We start from the raw sequence: 18491 nt of genomic DNA on the forward strand, positions 1-18491 counted from the left end.
GTACCGGATGGTGCACATCTGCAACTTCTTCATCCATAAATTTATAACTTAACATTTTATAATACAATTTTGATATTAAAAAATAAGGCAATAATAATGAACGCTTTAATTTTCATACCCTAAAATTTTAAGTAAGTCCTCGCTTTTTTGTTGTTCGCTAAACAGCTTGGTTGACAAGTTTCCATTAGCATCCTTATCTATTAACACATGCTTTGGCGATGGTATTAAACAGTGCTGTAAGCCACCAAAGCCTCCTATGGTTTCTTGGTAGGCCCCTGTATTAAAAAAGCCTATATACAAAGGTTTTTCTTTATTGTACTTGGGCATATAAATGGCGTTCATATGCTGTTCACTGTTGTAATAATCATCACTATCACAAGTTAAGCCCCCTAACAAAACACGTTCGTAACTTTCGTGCCATCTATTGATGGGCAATAAAATAAAGCGCTTGTTAATGGCCCAGGTATCTGGCAATGTGGTAATGAAAGAAGAATTGATCATATTCCATTTTTCACGGTCATTTTGCTGTTTTTGGTAAAGCACTTCATAAATAGCACCTCCACTTTCTCCTACTGTAAAGCTTCCAAACTCAGTAAAAATATTAGGTACTTTAACCTCTTCTTCCTCACAAGCCATTTTTATTTGATTAACTATTTCATCAACCATGTATTCATAATCAAAATCGAAAGCCAAAGAGTTTTTAATGGGAAAACCACCGCCTATGTTCAAACTATCCAACGAAGGACATATTTTTTTAAGGTTGGTATACACTTTTAAACATTTGTGCAATTCATTCCAGTAATAAGCATTATCGCGTATACCTGTATTAATAAAAAAGTGTAACATTTTTAACTTAACTTTTTTATTATTCTGAATTTGGCTTTTATAAAATGGCACTATATTTTTATATCCAATACCCAAACGGGATGTATAAAACTCAAACTTTGGTTCTTCTTCTGAAGCTATACGGATACCTACATTAAACTTACCCTCTATTTCTTGCGATAATAGTTCTATTTCTTCATAATTATCAATTATGGGTATACAGTTTTTATGTCCGTTATTAATAAGTCTTGCAATGTTTGTAACATATTGGGCACGTTTAAAACCATTGCTTATAACATAGGTATCGTCTGTTATTTTGCCTTCTTTTTTAAGATTCTCAACAATATCTATATCAAAAGCTGACGATGTTTCTATATGTATATCGTTTTTTAAGGCTTCATTTAGCACATGCTTAAAATGGGAGCTCTTGGTACAGTAACAATAATGGTATTTTCCCTTGTATTTATTATTTTTTAAAGCTTTATCAAACCAACCCTTAGCTTTATTTATATTATTTGAAATTTGTGGCAAATAGGTAAACTTTAAAGGGGCTCCGTAGGCTTCTACCAATTCCATTAAATCGATATCATGAAACTGCAAATGCCTGTCTTCTAGTTTAAACTCTTCTTGTGGAAAATCAAATGTTTGGTTAATTAAGTCAATATATTTAGTATTCATTATAATTCTTTAGTATTCATTATTATTTTTTAAAAAAATTAATGTTATAACAAAAATGTTATTTAATAAAAATAATGAATTTATATCAAATCTGAATTTGACTTTGAGTGGTGGGCACAAAACCATATACATGCTGGCTATCAGCAATTAGGTTCATAGAGGTTAGCTTTAAAATTCGGTTGCTTTTTCTATAAGCCGCTTTTGAAAAGAACCTCTCAATTCTCAAAAGCCCGAACATACAAACACGTTTCAATTTGTTCAGCAATTACTTTACAAATGAAATACAAAAAATTTAATTTTATCCTTTTTTGGTTTATTTTTTTAATATTTTTTTTAGAGCATTTTTAAGTTGTTCAGTTCTTGCTCTGTAAGGTGCTTCCAATGGCCTCTTGGGATATCCTTTTTTGTAAGCGGACCAATGGCAACGCAGTCTAAGCTAATAATTTCATATTTAAAATAATCAAAAATAGTTCTAATGATTGTGTTACCTGTATTTTTAATTTTTAGACCTATTTCTTTCTTTGATGCACCATCTATATAGCTTATTTCCTCAACGGCTATTAATTTACCATCAATTTTAAATCCAGATTCTATTTTTTTCAAGTCCTCAAACTTTAAATTTTTATCTAATTCTATATGAAACAAACGCGGTACACCACGTTTAGAGTTTGTAAATTTCTCAACAATATGGTCGTCATTTGTAAACAGCAACAAACCTTTAGAGTTTCTGCCCAAACGTCCAATAGGTTTAATTCTAGAGCTGGTTGCGTTAGCTACTAAGTCCATAACCGTACGCCCTTTACCTTCACTAGTAGTGGTTGCAAAACCTTTGGGCTTATTTAATAGTACATAGGCTTTCTTTTCTGGGTTAATGCGGGCACCGTCATAACGCACCTCATCATCTATCTTTACCTTATAGCCCATTTCTGTAACTACTTTACCATTAACAGTTACCAATCCTGTAGCAATATGTACATCGGCCTCTCTACGTGAACAAATTCCAGAGTTGGCAACATATTTATTAAGCCTTATCTCATTTGGATTGGATGCTTTTTGAACAACTTGTTTAACGGGCGCATTACCCCTGGCAAAACTTTTTGTTTTAGAAGTACTACTTCTACTGGATGTTTTGTTTGTTCTGTTTTGCTGTCCTCTTCCTGAAGGTTTCCCTTTTCCACTTGTGCCTTGCTTTCTGCTCATTGCTATATTTTTATGCAAAGATATATTATAAATTATGATTATATCATGTTATAAATCACTAAAAAAGATTTAAAACAATCTGTTAAGTACCACATCTACATCAATTAACAAAATACTAAACACGCCAGCAACTATTATAAACTTTAAAATATTGTGCAGTATTATGTAGTGGATTTTTGTTTTAGACCTATATAACACCACATTGAAAACAAGTAACAGCAAAACACATAAATAAAAGTACCGGTCCATAAGCCCTATTTTAAAGTGGGAAACCAATAAATAGATGGGAAATAGCGCTAACACAGACAGCAAAACTAGCATGGTTTTAGATACCTTTTCACCATACACTACGGGAATGGTGTGATAGTTTAAGGTTAAATCACCTTTTATATTTTCTAAATCCTTTGTTAATTCCCGCATAGAAATAATCAAGAACAAGAAAATAGCATGTACAAAAATAACATGCTCAAAATTTTTATAATACATGAAAATGGCAAAAAACGGTGTTATGGTTAAAATAGCTGAAACCAGATTACCAATAAAGGGGAGCTTTTTTAATTTATGGGAATAAAACCAAATGGCAAAAATATAAATTGAAAAGAACACCACTGCGTTAAACGACACGTAACTGGCCATAATAACAGCCAAAAAGTTTAAAACAAAGTAAAATGACAATTTGGTGTTCTGGCTTACCAACCGATCTAATCTGGATTTAATGGGACGGTTAATTAAATCTTTTTCCGAATCGTAAAAATTATTAATAATGTAACCACCAGCAATGGTAGCTGCTGAAGCTAAAACCAGCATAAACAAATTAGCATCAAAAACGACTTGTTTTAAGGGTTTATTATGCGCTAAAATATAAATAGAGGTTAGGTACTGGGCTATTATTATTACTAATATGTTATAGCCTCTAACAACCGAAAACATACTAAAAAACTTAATTAAAATATGTTTCTGTTTTCTAGATAACATGGATAAGTAGGTTTGTTGTAACTACAAAAAACAAGTATATATAATATGTTTAGAAGTTGTAAACCACTTCCAATCTATAGTCTTTAAGCGACTGTTGTACTTTCTCAATATCCTTAGTAAAGCCAAGAATATAACCACCACCTCCAGAACCACAAAGTTTTAAATAATACTCGTTGGTTTCAATACCTTTCTTCCAAAGCTCATGGAACTGTTTGGGTATCATGGGTTTAAAATGGTTTAAAACAACTTTGGAAAGACTTTTAGTGTTTCTAAACAAAGATTTGATATCCCCTTTTAAAAAATCTTCCACACAGGCATCCGTATGTTTTACAAACTGATCTTTAATCATATTACGGAAGCCTTCATTCTTCATACTTTCCATAAAGATACTAACCATGGGAGCTGTTTCACCTACCACGCCACTATCTAATAAAAAAACAGCGCCTTTTCCATTGGTTTTTTGGGATGGAATACCTGTTGCTTCAATATTGTCTTTGGAATTAATAAGAATTGGAATACTTAAATAACTGTTTAAAGGATCTAAACCAGATGATTTTCCATGAAAAAAGGACTCCATTTCAGAAAATATCGCTTTTAAATTTAAAAGCTTATCACGGGTTAAGTTCTCTAAAACTGTAATTTTGTTTTGGGCATACTTATCATAAATAGCTGCAACCAATGCCCCACTACTTCCAACACCATAACCTTGCGGAATGGATGAATCGAAATACATACCAGCATCAACATCGTGCTTCAATGCCTCCATATCAAAAGTCACCAAACTTGGGTTAATCGTTTTCAAGTAAGCAACAAAATGTTTCAACCCCTCATTGGATTTTTTAGCAACTTCAGAAAGATTATCGCTTTGTTTTAAAGCGCCATTATAAAAATTATAAGGAATGGATAAGCCTTTGGAGTCCTTGATGATACCATATTCTCCAAAGAGTAAAATTTTAGAATAAAACAATGGTCCTTTCATATTTAAATTGACAATTGATAATGGACAATTAAAAAATTGGCTATTTTGGTTTATTTTGTTTAGAAGCTTTGATAATACTTACTAATAACTTCAATAATTCCTTAATATCAATCTGAATGCTAAGATACTCAGAATTATTCAAATAACCTGTTTCTTTTAGCAAATCTAACCAATATTCTGTTTCATTGGCTTCCTTTAAAGCAATTGATAATTTATGGATAAAGTCAGGCTTACTCTCTGCGTGTTCTGCCTCTCTTACGTTAGCTCATATGGATGTTCCTGAGCATAGCAACTGTTTTGAGAGCACATACTCTTTTCTATCTTCTGTTAAGAACCTGTATAAATTTACAATTCTAACCGCAAATGAATAGCTTTTATTTTTAATTACATTCTCGCGTTTCATTGTTAATTATCCATTTTCAATTGTCAATTGTTTGGCTCCAAAGCCAATTTTGTCGCAAATATAGTGTCCGTTTTGACAATATGCAACTAACTCATTTTTAATAAATTCTAGCACTTCGTCTTTTTCAAACGCAGGATACAACACATGAACATTGGCTCCAGCATCTAAAGTAAACCCTAGGTGCAATCTTGTTTTTTCCCTAAACGCCCATATTTTGTTAATAATTTCCAAGGTATTGGGTTTCATTAAAATGTAATAGGGCATACTAGTCATCATCATCGCATGGAGTGTTAAGGCCTCTCGCTCCAATAAAGCTATAAAGGCATTTAGATCGCCCGACTCTAAAATTGGTTTTAACGCTTTTAAATGGTCATGGGCTTGCTTAAACCGCATTTCTGCATAAGGGTGGTTGTGCATCAAGTTATGCCCAACGGTACTGCTCACTTGTTTTTCACCTTTATCAACCAACAAAATGGTGTCTTGGTAGTCTTTAAAATTGTCATGCACTTGATATGGATACTTCACCCCAAACAAATCGCTACTGCCTGCAACGGTATTGTTATTTCCCCAAACAATTAAATGGCCTTCTATACTCCTACATGCCGATCCCGATCCCAATCGGGCTAAAAACGATGCTTTTTTTACAAAATCAGCCTCAGACATATTGGGATGCAATTGCTTTTCAATACTCATTAAACATAAGGCCAAAGCACTCATTCCAGAAGCTGAAGAAGCAATGCCCGAACTATGTGGAAAGGTATTGGATGTTTCAATAACAAAATGATATGTTCTTAAAAAAGGCAAATATATTTCTATACGCTTGAAAAAGGTTTCAATTTTAGCTTTAAAGTCGTCCTTTTTAACGCCATCTAAAAAAACATTAAAAGAAAAGTCGGTATTACTTTCGCGCTTCGAAAATCGCAAAGTTGTAATAGTCTTACAATGATTGAGCGTAAAACTAATGGAAGGGTTTTCCGGTATTTGATCTTGCTTTTTGCCCCAATATTTTACCAAGGCAATATTACTGGGCGACTCCCAAGTAACGCTTCCGCCTTCAACGGTGTTAGTATAAGATTGCGGAATAAAGTATTGTTCTGTCATTGGTTAATATTCTCCCGACAAAGATAATAACTTTACCATTGTTTTATAGTTTCTAGTGGTTGCAGTTACTTTTAATTTTCTTTCAAAGAAATTATTGTTGCATTTGGCATTTCCGTAGCCAGTTGCTGAATAGAAATAGATACAAGCATTGGTAATGATGAATTCTTCATTAGTATAGGTAATGGTTTGGGTGGCTTCCACCAATTCAGTATCTGGCACACGGTGCAATATGGTAAAATAACTGCTTTGTTTTTGGGTTTCTGGAAATGGACAATCATCCAAAATCTTTGCAATGTCTTGGGGTGTCCTAACCAAAGTAGGAACTTCAAACCCAAAATGGGAAGTCATAGCTTTTTGAATTTTGGTTTCCAGTTTGGCAGGGGTTTCTTTTAAAGCCTTGAAGATAATATTTCCACTTTGAATATAGGTTTGAACATCGTGCAATCCTGTATTGGATAATAATTCGCGTAGCTCAGCCATGGGGACTTTCTTTTGCCCGCTAATGTTAATACCTCTTAAAAGGGCTATGTATGTATTCATTGTTGTTTTTTAGATTTTAGATAAAAGACTGTTTATTCTTACCTGCTTACTTATACGCCAATGATTTACTTTCAAGTTTCATTTTAAAAAGCAAAGATACAAACTCTAATAAAGTTGTTATTTTAAGTACTATTTAAGCAAATTAATGTTACAAGCTAAATTAGTCTCTCAAACTAATCTTGTAACATTAATTTCCTTAAATCGTCATTACAAAAAGCGCACTCATGAAATATATTAACATCTTGTCTTTATGCCTATTGATAATAGCCTGTGATAACACCAAAAAAAATGGCACAGAACAAAATCTAACTGATAGCTTAAGTGTATTGGAAAAAACTTTAGCAAAACAATATCAATCTGAGTTACAAAAAAGTGCCAAACATGAATACCCTGGAATAATAGTTGGCATTGAAAAAAATGGCAACAAATGGATTGGCTCGCAAGGGCTCTCAAAGATAGAAACACTTACCCAAATGAAACCCAACGATCGATTTCATTTAGCTAGTGTTACCAAATTATTTACAGCTGTAGCTGTTTTAAAACTCATAGACCAAAAGAAACTCGGTCTTCATGAGAAAGCTATAAAATATCTTGATTCCGTTCTGGTAAGTCCTATTCCTTATATAAACACCATTGAAATTGGCCAATTGTTAGATCATTCAAGTGGTATATATAGTTTTAACAATGATATGGAATATATTGAGGCTCTTATAGGAAAAAGTGCCTTTGAAAATATACAATGGTCTAACGAAGAACTTGTAACATTAGCTTATGGCAATAGAGTTGACCCACAAGGAAAACCAGGAACGGGGCATTTTTATGGTGATACGAATTATGTTTTACTAGGGCTTATTATTGAAAAAGTAACTGGTAAAACTTTCAGGCAATTTATTAAAGAAGCCATTCTCACACCATTACACCTTAATGACACAGGGTTTTATAGCTCCGTTAAAAACCCTAATAATGTGGAATTGCCCCTAACGACACAGGGCTATCTTAGACGCTCTGAAGATTTAGATGCTTTTATAAAAATACATCCGAGTTTTAAAGAAGTTACGCCAGGATTGATTAACACTACAAGCGCAGGGGAAAAAATAGATGCTGCAGCAGGAATGGTTAGTACTGTTAATGATTTATTAACCTTTGGCAAGGCTTTATACAAAGACGATTTACTTTCTAACAAAAGCTTAAATTGGTTGCTATCAATAGGGCAAAATATTGAAAAAGAAGCAATAGGAACAAAAAGACAAGGCATTGTTTCTGTAAGCAATAAATCTTACGGCGTTTTGTACACGGCGCTTGGTGACGGTGCTGGTGGCATGAATACGATGTTGGCTTATCATCCAGATAGTGGAGCCATTACTGTAGCCTTTACAAATATATTTGGCAATTTTGATGAACTTGATTATTTCATAGACCAAATTGTTCCTTCATTTATAAACATATCATCAAGAAAATATTAATTATAAATAAAATCCCTTGTTAAAAAGCAGAATGTTTTACCTATATAATTTGCAATATACAAAGCGATTAATTGACAACACTCTTATTACAATAATCACAAAAAACCTTTTGAACCACCAGTGTTCATAAGGGCTAAGAGATGTAACTAGAACTTGCTAGAGTTCTAGGCAGAACTCCAGCGAGTTCTGCTTAGAACTCAGAAGAGACATGCGCATACCTTTTTAACAACATGCCTATATTAATAATTTAACGCTATCGATTGTGCTGCCAAATACGCTCCCGTCCATGCATTTTGAAAATTAAATCCCCCTGTAACTGCATCTACATTAATCACTTCACCTGCAAAATATAGGTTGTGGTACAGTTTACTTTCAAAGGTTTTAAAATTGATTTCCCTTAAATCGACACCTCCAGCTGTTACAAACTCTTCTTTAAATGTGCTTTTACCCGTAACCTTAAAAACAGCTTTTGTTAATTGTACTGCCAAATTTTCTAATTGTTGTTTACTAACATCGCCCCATCGGGTTTCTGGACTTATATTAGAAGCTAACACCAGTTTTTGCCATAGCCGTTTAGGTAAGTTAAAAGACGCTGATTTAAAAATGGTCTTTTTGGCTAGTTCATGCTTTAAATCCTTAAGTACAGTGATGGTTTCTTCAAAAGCATGTTTGATGAAATTAATTTCTATATCAAATTTATAATCACGTTCTGCCAACTCCAGGGCTCCAAATGCCGATAGTTTTAAAATGGCCGGAGCACTCATCCCTACATGGGTAATTAACAAGGGCCCTTCGCTAACCAAATCGGTTTCTAAAACTTTAACTTGTACATTTTGGGCCACAACACCGGGAATGTCCTTTATCAGTTCGTCCTGTATATCAAACGTAAAAAGAGATGGTACGGGCGGTACTATGGTGTGCCCCAATTTTTCCAACAAATTCCAAATTTTAGGATTACTGCCAGTGGTTACTAAAAGTTTTTGTGCCAAAAAACGGCCTTGTGATGTTTCTAGCTCCCAGTGACCTTCAATATTCTCAATAGCTTTTACGGGGTGATTAAACAATATTTCAATCTTATATTTTTTGGCTTCACTTAAAAAACAGTCTATAATGGTTTGTGATGAATTGCTAACAGGAAACATGCGCCCATCTTCTTCAATCTTCAAGGCTACGCCCCGCTTTTCAAACCATGCTATGGTGTCGCCGGTCATAAATTGATGAAAAGGCCCCAAGAGCTCTTTTTCACCTCGCGGATAATGCTGTACCAATTCTTGTGGAATAAACTCGGCATGTGTTACATTACAACGTCCCCCGCCAGAAACCTTAACCTTATGCAAACCTGTTTTGCCACGTTCTAAAATGGTTACTTTTAATTTGGGGTTTTGTTCGGCTATGTTTATGGCCGCAAAGAAACCCGCTGCACCACCACCAACTATCACAACATCTTTTTCTATCATAATCTATCAGGGTAATCTGAAATAATACCATCTACACCATAGCGCTTCATACGTTCAATCGTTTCTTTATCATTAACCGTCCATGTGTTTACTCTATAACCTTTAGCTTGCGCCCGCTTAACGTTTTCGGATGTTAACAATGCAAAATTAGGGTGTATGGCCACAGCATTTATTGTTTCGGCAAATTCCATAGCCTCGTCTACACTGGCTTTGGTTAAAACACCCAAAGGTATGTTTTTATCTATTTGATATACAGCTTCCAATTCATGATGCTGAAAACTGGATACTAAAAAATGACTATAATCCCAACCCTTGGTTTTTATATAATGCTGTATTATGCTACAGGTACTTAAAGCCGTATCTTTTCCTTTTAGTTCAATGTTGATTATATAGTTTTTATTAACTAAATCCAGAACTTCTTCTAATGTTGGTATTTGAAAATTATCTTGTACTTTAAGTGCTTTTAATTCTAAAAGCGTCTTTTTACGAAGCTCGCCCATTCCGTTGGTCATTCTATCTAAAGTAAAATCGTGAAAAACCACCAATTCACCCGACGCACATATATGTACATCTACTTCAACACCATCTACATCATAAGTCAATGCTTTTTTGATGGATTGTAATGTGTTTTCAGCAATATATGCCTTGGCGCCTCGATGTCCCATTTTTAACACTTTATGATTCATTTCAATTTTTTGGCCGCATTAAACCTTCTTGTGCTACAGAGGCCACAAGAGTGCCATCTCTTGTAAAAATATTGCCCCTAGCAAACCCCCTGGCATTGTACGCATTTGGAGATTCCATAGAAAACAACAGCCAATCATTAAAGTCAAACTCCCTAAAAAACCACATAGAGTGGTCTAAACTTGCTGTTTGGGTATTGCCCCAATGTGCTTTACTGGCATGCGGGTTCATTGCAGATACTAAAATATTATAATCGGAAATGTAAGTTAAAATCTGTTGCTTGGTTGGCAAATCTAAGTTACCTACATCTCCTTTTAATTTAAACCAAACATCGCTGTAAGGAGGCAAATCTTTTCGTTCTAGGGGATTTGCTATTATAGTTGGCTTAAAATCTATGGGGCGGTCTATCTCAAAAAATGACTTCAGGCTTTGGGGCAAAAAATCATTATACTCATGCAAAATATCTGTCCAACTTAACAAGGTTTCTGGCTGTACTAAATTTGACTTTATAGGTCTTTGATGATCGTACCCTGGTTCCTTTTTATGAAAGGATGCTGATAAAATAAATATGACCTGATTGTTTTGACTGGCCGTAACTCGACGCACCGAAAAACTACCACCATCCCTTAAAACACTTACATTATAAATAATGGGAATTTCTAAATGACCTGCCTCTAAAAAATATGCATGCAAGGAATGTAAAACTCTTTGGTTGGTTATGGTCCTGCATGCTGCATGAATGGCTTGCGACAATACCTGACCTCCAAACACATTAGGACTTCCAATGGTTTTACTCCAACCTTTAAATTGGTTTTCTCCAACCGCTTCCAGGATTAAAAGATCCAATAAATCATCAACTGACGTCATTTTAAAACATATTTCAATTACACACTATAAAGCTATTAAATTCAAAATTGGCTAGCGATACATTTTATAAATAGTTTAAGATTATTAATTTTTAATTAGGTGAAAATGGTTTTATATTGTTTTCAAAACTTAAAATTATGATTTTACCATATAAATACCTACTCATGTCAGCACTTATATTTTCCGCTTGCAACACTGGAAAGCTTAAGGTTGTTGCCGATATTTCTAATGGACTAAAAGAGGTTTCGGCGGTAGAAATTACGGCTAACTCTAACCTTATTTGGGTTATTGAAGATGCCGGTAATAAAAACAATTTATATGGATTGGATGCTAAGGGCCGTATTATCAAGGATATCGATATTAGTAATGCTGAAAATGATGATTGGGAAGATTTAACTTCAGATGCTGATGGAAATATTTATATTGGCGACTTTGGAAACAACAATGAAAAACGTAAAACGTTCACCATCTATAAAGTTTCGAATCCTGAAGCCCAAACATCTAGCACGACTGCCCGGGTTATTAACTTTAAACTTCCAAAGGGTTTAAAGTCTAAGGACTTTGAAAGCTTTTTTCTACTAGATAATGCTTTTTACATTTTTAGCAAAGAAACCAAAACTTGCATGCTTATTAAGGTTCCAAACAAAATTGGCACCCATACGGCTAGTTTGGTAACCGATTTTAATTTGGATGGCAAGCATAACAAAATCACCTCGGCTGATGTAAGCGATGATGGAAAAACGGTAGTACTGCTTAACCATGATAAACTTTGGAAATTAACCCATTTTAAAAAGGAACACTTTTTTAAGGGAACTGTAGAGGCTATGGACTTTAAGCACTATTCCCAAAAGGAAGGCATTTGCTTTAAAAACAATACTTCTGTTTACATTACTGATGAAAAAAACGGTACTGAGGGCAATAACATTTATACCTTTGATTTGTAATGTTTAGAAATTAAGTCCGAAACCAAAGGAAAATCGCCACCCTTCTACACTATTAAATAAATTAAATGTACCCGATAAGCTCTCGGCCGCAGTTATCCAAAAACCACCACCATAATCGTTGTGCCATTTTTCAGAAAAATCATTTTTATACCAAACCCTACCAACATCAAATCCACCAAAAACACCTATTTGCAAGGGCAGAATATTGGTTTTAAAGGATGGGAAACTATACCGTAAATCGGTACTTCCTGTAAAAGCATTTTTTCCAGTAAAGCGTTCCGTTCTATAGCCTCTTAATCCGTTATTACCACCTATGTTAGCAGCTTGGTAGAACACCAAATCGTCCCCTATTCGTATTTGCCCCCTAACATCGGTTTTAAGTACCAGTTTTCGGTTTTTGGATAGGGCATTGTAAAAGCCCAATTCAGAATTAACATAACCATAGGTATTCTTGGTTTCTTTAAATTCTGTTTTTCCACCTAGGTTTAAAAGAAATGTCATCCCCCGACTTGGATTAATGGCATTATCAAAACTTTTATACTTATACTCGGCTTCCAAGCCACCAAAAAAGCGTGTTTTATAAAAATCGGCATTAAATACAGGCGCAAAATTAGCTATAAATCGCCCATTGGTCTCTTCAATCTCAATACCTTCAAAAACAGTTCTAATACCATAATCACTCCCAAAACTGCCTTTTTTAAGAATTCCTATTTTAACGGCATATATACCTGTTTTTACACGGTTGTAATCAAGTCCTAAATCATCATCATTATTAACGGTTTCATTTCCATAACCAAAAAAGTTATTGGTAAAGTTCTCTGAGGTAAATTTAGCACCTATATGCAGGTTCCAATCTTGTAAAATATTGGCAAACTCGCCATCATAATTAAACGCAAATCCTTTGGTAGCAAAAAAATAGCCGCCTTTAAAACGGTGTTGTTGTGAAAATGGATTGCGCTGAAACCCTTTTATGGTTTTAACAAAGGAAGCACCAAGTAAAAATCCATCATCTGGATTAAACCCAACACTTGGAGTAATGGTAGCTGTATTGGTTATGTTCTTTTGAAAATCGAAGAGGTTTAAATTATACACATCTGTAAATTTAATTTCGGCGCCTTTGTTTTCTTTAATGGTATTCTTTTTAGATCGGTGGTCGTACACTTTAATACGTCGGCCTGCCTTAATAATGTAGGTGTCATTTTCTTGCCCTCCAATAAGTCTGGTATAAATAAGGTTATTGGCTTTTCCCGTTACTTCAAAAATATCCTTGTCGTCCAAACCATAAACCCATATTTCTTTGGTAATCTTTCTGTTGAAAGTTTTGTCTACAATCACTTCCCCTTTTTCACCATCTATAATCCGGGATATTTTTATATGGGTTTCCTCATCACCCGTACGTGTAACTTCTATATAATCGTCTTTGTCGGTACCTGTTAGAATAACCAATTTGTTTAAATGGTTATAATATCGAGTTGCAATATTCTCTAAGTTTTCACGCCTGCCTTTTAGTTTTTCCTTTATTTCTTCCAGGGTTTTGTCTTGTACTTCCTCTGGCACCTTTTTAAAGGCTTTTTCAATAAGGCTATCTGTAATTTGTTCCTTTAAAAACTTGGCTTCTTTTATCCAAGCTTCTTTATCGGCTTGTTGTATTAAAACACGATCTAGCTTAATGCCCGCACTATTCATCCATGCAATATGTTTTAAATCGGCATCATACACTTGCAACTGTTTTGTAGACCCAGAAATAATTTTCATGACATCCAGCAAAGCGCCATCAAAATTTGAAAATACCTGGTCTCTATCCCTTGGTATGGGCCTGTAAATCCTATCGCCATTTTCGGCATTAAATTGTGCCCACCGCCATTGGTCTTGGTGCCTATCCCAATCGCCCACCAACATATCAAAAAGTCGAGCTCTTATAAAATCGTCCTCATCAATCTTATATTTTTCATCTTCGCGTACTTTCTCAATAATATCGTGTGTACTTTCAATATCATCTGCATATCCAAAATTACGTTCATCAGTATAATTTTCTTCTGGGCGCTCTTCAATCATGTACAATTCACCACCGTATTCATTGTTGTACTTCCCAAGGGCTTTCTGTTTTGGAATAAAAAACAACCTGGGGTTGGTATGATAAATTTTTGCGGCGTTGGATAGCTCTGGAATAACCATAAAGGCATAGGGATGCGCAGCCGTGTAAAAATCTAAAATAAGCCCTTCTATAGCAGTCTTTTCAAATTCGTCTTGTATATAGGTGTCCTTGAACAGAACCGTTTGCAAGTATTGTGTGGCACTTTTACGCAATGCCCGCATATTCAATTCTCTGCCATCTTTTGTTTTTAAACGCAAAGAACGGGTTTGGTGCCCGCCGCCTTTTCTAACAACTTCCAGCCCTCCATATAATGTATCGAGCATAGCCACTTGTGCCTTTATTTTGGTGCTATAAACATCGCGATAATGGTCGCCCCAAACCGACTCAAAAAAGGCTGTTTTGTCGGTTTCTTCCTTTTCATAAATAGACACCTCTACAGTTTGTGGAAATTGTTCTGGTAAATTAGAAACGTCAAAATCTGTTTTAGGCTTAAGCACTTCTTTTTGAAACAACAATTTGGGAGTTCCGTTAACAACCCCAAACATTTTTACCCAACTGCTGCCATCTTTAAATATAGTAAGCTCTGCAAAGCCTTCCCTACCATACGAAAACAGACCATTTTCGCCCAAGCTTACTGGTGATGCCTTTGATCCTGAGCCAGAAACAATCTGTTTGATGGAATCGTTTTCAATATATTGTAGGGTATGTTCGTGTCCAGACACAAAAACCACATTGTCGGCGTCTAAGGTCATGGTTTCTATACGGCTCATAAGTTTGTGGTAACGCTCATTATATCTATCTTGTATAGATATACCTCCTTGGGTTCTTACTTGGGTTATTACGGACCCCAATACAGGTAATGGAATGTCTTGCTGAAATGGAAACAGATGCTTTTTAGCAGCAAAGTAACCACCATGGGTCCCATTGGTGTATAATGGGTGGTGCATGGCAAAAACCACGGTTTTGTTTTGTGCTTTTTTTAATTCGCCTTCTAGTTCTAGAAATAAACGCTCGCGGGTCTTTATTTCACAATCGTCATTTACCGTTGGGTTATGATTCCAGTTTTCTAAATACCACTGGGTATCGATAATGATAAGCTGTATGGTTTCGCTAACATCTACACTTTCTAAGGGGCATCCATCTTCGGGCAAAAAAGTATTCTTGCCCAAGGCATCTTCTATATACTTTTCTTCTCGTTTTAAACCTTTAAGGCCGTTGGCATACCAATCGTGATTGCCGGGTATAAACAATGTAGTACCTTGAAATCCTTTAACCGATTTTATTTGGGCATTCAATCCATTTTCAGCATTGGCACGTCCTTTTTCATCAGTATCTGGTAATCCGGCGGGATAAATATTGTCGCCTAAAAAAAGGGTATAATCACCTTTTGTTTTTTTATCTGAAATATAGTTTTGAAAGGCTCTCAAAGCATCAGAAAGCCCATTTTGGGGCGATAAGCCTGCATCTCCAATAAGGTAAAATGTTTTATCTATCGCTTTACTGGGAAATATACTTTGCTTTACTGCTTCATCAAGATACTGTGCCTCGTAAGTGGCACAGGCATTTAAAAGCAAAATAATGAAAACATACAAGGTGCTATGTCGTGGATATTTCATTAAGGGATTTTGTGTTTTTTGATAAAGATACAAATTCAGTTTTGTATTTTTTTTATGAACTGCAAGAAAGCATAGAGCACCCCACTTTATGCCTAGCCCATTCGGGGCGCTTAGCAAACCATTTTTGGTGCTCGGGTTGTTCGGCATAGGGCTGTTTTAAAAGCTGGAATAATTCTTCTATTAATTGGTAATTCCCATTATCAGCTTCATCAATGGCTAATTGGGCCATATAATTACGCAGAACATATTTGGGGTTTACGGCATTCATTTTTTTGTTTCTCGCTTCATTTGAAACGGATTCTAAACGCAATCGGGAAGCGTATTGATCAAACCAACTGCGCCATTGTGCTTTTATTTTACCTGTAACTGCTTCAGGATGATAAAAAGCTTCGCTTATTATTTCCAATCCTTCTAAAGGTGCTTCTTTTTTAAACTGACTCAAGGCCCTGAAGAAAATGGTCATATCGGTTTCGGTAAGCAACAAACAATCCTCTAATGCTTGAATGCATGCTCTGTCGCTGCTATCTTCTAACTCCAAACCTAATTTAGCACGCATCATCTGTAAGGATTGATTATCAAAATCTACTTTGTACTGCTCCAATATGCTTTCAAAAGGTGGTGCTTCTTCAACCAAAGGATATAGGGCGTTGGCTAATTGGTATAAGTTCCAAAGCCCAATATTGGGTTGGTTACCGTATCGGTAGCGCTTGTGTTGTCTGTCGGTAGTATTGGGTGTCCAACCATAATCGAAACCTTCCAACCAACCATAAGGTCCGTAATCTATGGTTAAGCCTAAAATGGACATGTTATCGGTATTCATAACGCCATGTACAAACCCCACACGCTGCCAATGGATAATCATTTTTAAGGTACGCTGTACAACCTCTTTAAAAAATGCCAGATAGCTTTCTTTTGAAGGCACTCCTAAATGGGGAAAATGACGCTTTATTGTAAAATCCACGAGCGTTTTTAAGGTTTTATGGTCTTGCCGCGCTGCAAAAATTTCAAAACTGCCAAAGCGTAAAAATGATGGTGCCACTCTACATACTACAGCTCCTTTTTCGTAAGCAGGATGGCCGTCGTACATGATGTCCCTCAATACAGAATCGCCTGTTAAGGCTAATGACAGAGCTCTAGTAGTTGGTACGCCTAAATGGTACATGGCCTCACTGCACAGATACTCCCTAATGGATGAACGCAGTACGGCCAAGCCATCGGCTGTTCTGGAATATGGTGTATCGCCCGCACCTTTTAATTGTAATACCCAATGCTGGTTGTTGTGTTCCACTTCGGTTAAATTAATGGCGCGCCCATCTCCTAACTGTCCTGCCCAATTGCCAAACTGATGCCCTCCATAACACATAGCATAGGGCTTTGTATTTGGTATTATGGCATTGCCTGTAAAAACTTTTAGAAAAGTTTCTGTTTCGCTGTCTGCTTTGGTAAGCCCTAGGTTTTTCAACATTTCTGGCGACACATGTATTAACTTAGGGTTTGAGGTGTTTTTGGGGGTAACATACGAAAAGCATGCTCCCGTAACCTGCCGTGGTGAGTTTTCAAGGATAGGGTCTGCCGGTAATGCTTCTATAAATATGTTATTTGTATTTAACTTCATTTATTTTTTTTAAGTTACACAGGTGCTAATACAATTTTTCGCTTCTAGCTTTTCACTTTAACTTATCCGCATACTGTTTTCTCAATTTAGACAACTTTGGTGTAATTACAAAGTTACAATAACCTTGTGTTTTGTTATTATTGTAGTAATCTTGATGGTAAGCTTCGGCTTCATAAAAAATACTGGCCGGGCTAATTTCTGTAACTATGGGGGCATCAAAATACGGTGTCAATTCATTGATTACCTCCTCTGCAACATGTTTTTGGGTGTCGTTATGGTAATAGATGACTGAACGGTATTGGGTACCTACATCAGCGCCTTGTCTGTTTAGGGTTGTAGGGTCGTGGGTCGTCATAAAAATCACTAACAGATCTTTATATGAAATAAGGTTTGCATTAAAAGTAATTTGCACCACCTCAGCATGCCCTGTTAAACCTGAGCAAACTTCCCTGTAGGTGGGTTTCCCTGGAGCCTTGCCGCCCGTATATCCTGAAACGACTTTCTCTACACCTTTTATTTCCTGAAATATGGCTTCGGTACACCAAAAGCAACCCCCTCCAAGGGTAGCTAATTGTAAATTTTTTGTCATCATTTCGCTGGGGTCTCCTTTTCTAATTGCATGGACTCAGAATTGATGCAATAACGCAATCCACTTGGTTGGGGGCCATCTGGGAACACATGTCCTAAATGGGCATCGCAGGTATTGCATAACACTTCTACCCGAACCATTCCAAAGGAGTTATCTTTTATATATTTAATGGCATTCTCTTTTATAGGTTGGGTAAAGCTGGGCCAACCAGTTCCTGAACTAAATTTGATAGTGGAGTCGAACAAGGGTGCATTACAACACACACAATTGTATTTGCCCGCATCGTAAACACTACACAAAGCACCTGTTCCTGGAGCTTCTGTTCCTTTTTTACGTGTAATCCTGAATTGTTCTGCACTTAAAAGTGCTTTCCATTCGGTCTCCGATTTTTCTACTCTTCTATCTGGTTCTGGGTTGCCATTTACTGCAAACGCCATAACATCTTTCCATGTTAGCATAT

At 35.8% G+C, this 18491-nt stretch carries 15 protein-coding genes and 1 pseudogene; 2 read left to right on the top strand and 14 right to left on the bottom strand.

All coding sequences use genetic code 11. The annotated features are described in order from the left end of the window. Positions 1-105: 105 nt before the first annotated feature. The 7 genes and pseudogenes from AC5SR4_RS03030 to AC5SR4_RS03060 form a co-directional block, all read right to left on the bottom strand. Positions 106-1503 (bottom strand): arginine decarboxylase, encoded by a 1398-nt coding sequence (locus AC5SR4_RS03030; protein ID WP_495358060.1) that lies wholly within the window; start codon positions 1501-1503, stop codon positions 106-108. A gap of 333 nt (positions 1504-1836) precedes the next feature. Continuing rightward, on the bottom strand, positions 1837-2703 hold the full coding sequence (locus AC5SR4_RS03035; protein ID WP_495358061.1) for a pseudouridine synthase: 867 nt from the start codon (positions 2701-2703) through the stop codon (positions 1837-1839). Positions 2704-2772: 69 nt separating this feature from the next. Then, the gene (locus AC5SR4_RS03040; RefSeq protein ID WP_495358062.1) at positions 2773-3678 is read right to left on the bottom strand and encodes a geranylgeranylglycerol-phosphate geranylgeranyltransferase; all 906 of its coding nucleotides are present in this window, start codon (positions 3676-3678) and stop codon (positions 2773-2775) included. A 49-nt stretch (positions 3679-3727) separates the two neighbouring features. Then, complete coding sequence (locus AC5SR4_RS03045; protein WP_495358063.1) at positions 3728-4657, bottom strand: mevalonate kinase family protein; 930 nt, start codon at positions 4655-4657, stop codon at positions 3728-3730. Between the two features lie 40 nt (positions 4658-4697). Further along, positions 4698-5060 (bottom strand): annotated as a pseudogene (locus tag AC5SR4_RS03050) (four helix bundle protein). Between the two features lie 6 nt (positions 5061-5066). Continuing rightward, complete coding sequence (locus tag AC5SR4_RS03055) at positions 5067-6161, bottom strand: diphosphomevalonate decarboxylase (protein ID WP_495358064.1); 1095 nt, start codon at positions 6159-6161, stop codon at positions 5067-5069. Positions 6162-6164: 3 nt separating this feature from the next. Continuing rightward, the gene (locus AC5SR4_RS03060; protein ID WP_495358065.1) at positions 6165-6701 is read right to left on the bottom strand and encodes a DUF1697 domain-containing protein; all 537 of its coding nucleotides are present in this window, start codon (positions 6699-6701) and stop codon (positions 6165-6167) included. Between the two features lie 224 nt (positions 6702-6925). Here AC5SR4_RS03060 and AC5SR4_RS03065 point away from each other — a divergent pair, with 224 nt between their 5' ends. After that, the gene (locus tag AC5SR4_RS03065; RefSeq protein WP_495358066.1) at positions 6926-8164 is read left to right on the top strand and encodes a serine hydrolase domain-containing protein; all 1239 of its coding nucleotides are present in this window, start codon (positions 6926-6928) and stop codon (positions 8162-8164) included. Positions 8165-8403: 239 nt separating this feature from the next. Here AC5SR4_RS03065 and AC5SR4_RS03070 read toward each other — a convergent pair whose 3' ends face one another. Genes AC5SR4_RS03070 through AC5SR4_RS03080 form a run of 3 tightly spaced genes read right to left on the bottom strand, consistent with a single transcriptional unit; the run spans position 8404 to position 11172 of the window. Next, entirely contained in the window at positions 8404-9621 is a 1218-nt protein-coding gene (locus AC5SR4_RS03070; RefSeq protein WP_495358067.1) for a BaiN/RdsA family NAD(P)/FAD-dependent oxidoreductase, read from the bottom strand. Further along, positions 9618-10307: a glycerophosphodiester phosphodiesterase gene (locus tag AC5SR4_RS03075; protein WP_495358068.1), complete on the bottom strand. Its 690-nt coding sequence runs from the start codon at positions 10305-10307 to the stop codon at positions 9618-9620. Before AC5SR4_RS03075 ends, AC5SR4_RS03070 begins: the two co-directional genes overlap by 4 nt. A gap of 1 nt (position 10308) precedes the next feature. Then, the gene (locus AC5SR4_RS03080; RefSeq protein WP_495358069.1) at positions 10309-11172 is read right to left on the bottom strand and encodes an acyl-CoA thioesterase; all 864 of its coding nucleotides are present in this window, start codon (positions 11170-11172) and stop codon (positions 10309-10311) included. 137 nt (positions 11173-11309) lie between these two features. Between AC5SR4_RS03080 and AC5SR4_RS03085 the strand changes: the two genes are divergently transcribed. Beyond that, a complete protein-coding gene (locus tag AC5SR4_RS03085; RefSeq protein WP_495358070.1) occupies positions 11310-12116 on the top strand; it encodes an SdiA-regulated domain-containing protein in 807 nt (268 codons plus the stop codon). Between the two features lie 3 nt (positions 12117-12119). On the opposite strand, the gene AC5SR4_RS03090 is transcribed toward AC5SR4_RS03085, so the two are convergent. Genes AC5SR4_RS03090 through msrB form a run of 4 tightly spaced genes read right to left on the bottom strand, consistent with a single transcriptional unit; the run spans position 12120 to position 18489 of the window. Beyond that, entirely contained in the window at positions 12120-15827 is a 3708-nt protein-coding gene (locus AC5SR4_RS03090) for a metallophosphoesterase (RefSeq protein ID WP_495358071.1), read from the bottom strand. 52 nt (positions 15828-15879) lie between these two features. Next, positions 15880-17442 (bottom strand): protein adenylyltransferase SelO, encoded by a 1563-nt coding sequence (locus AC5SR4_RS03095; protein ID WP_495358072.1) that lies wholly within the window; start codon positions 17440-17442, stop codon positions 15880-15882. A gap of 52 nt (positions 17443-17494) precedes the next feature. Beyond that, positions 17495-18034: a peptide-methionine (S)-S-oxide reductase MsrA gene (gene msrA / locus AC5SR4_RS03100; protein WP_495358073.1), complete on the bottom strand. Its 540-nt coding sequence runs from the start codon at positions 18032-18034 to the stop codon at positions 17495-17497. Next, positions 18031-18489 (bottom strand): peptide-methionine (R)-S-oxide reductase MsrB, encoded by a 459-nt coding sequence (gene msrB, locus AC5SR4_RS03105; protein WP_495358074.1) that lies wholly within the window; start codon positions 18487-18489, stop codon positions 18031-18033. The genes msrA and msrB overlap by 4 nt, the downstream gene beginning before the upstream one ends. Between the last annotated feature and the right edge of the window lie 2 nt (positions 18490-18491).

The sequence above is a fragment of the Aestuariibaculum scopimerae genome, assembly GCF_059428085.1.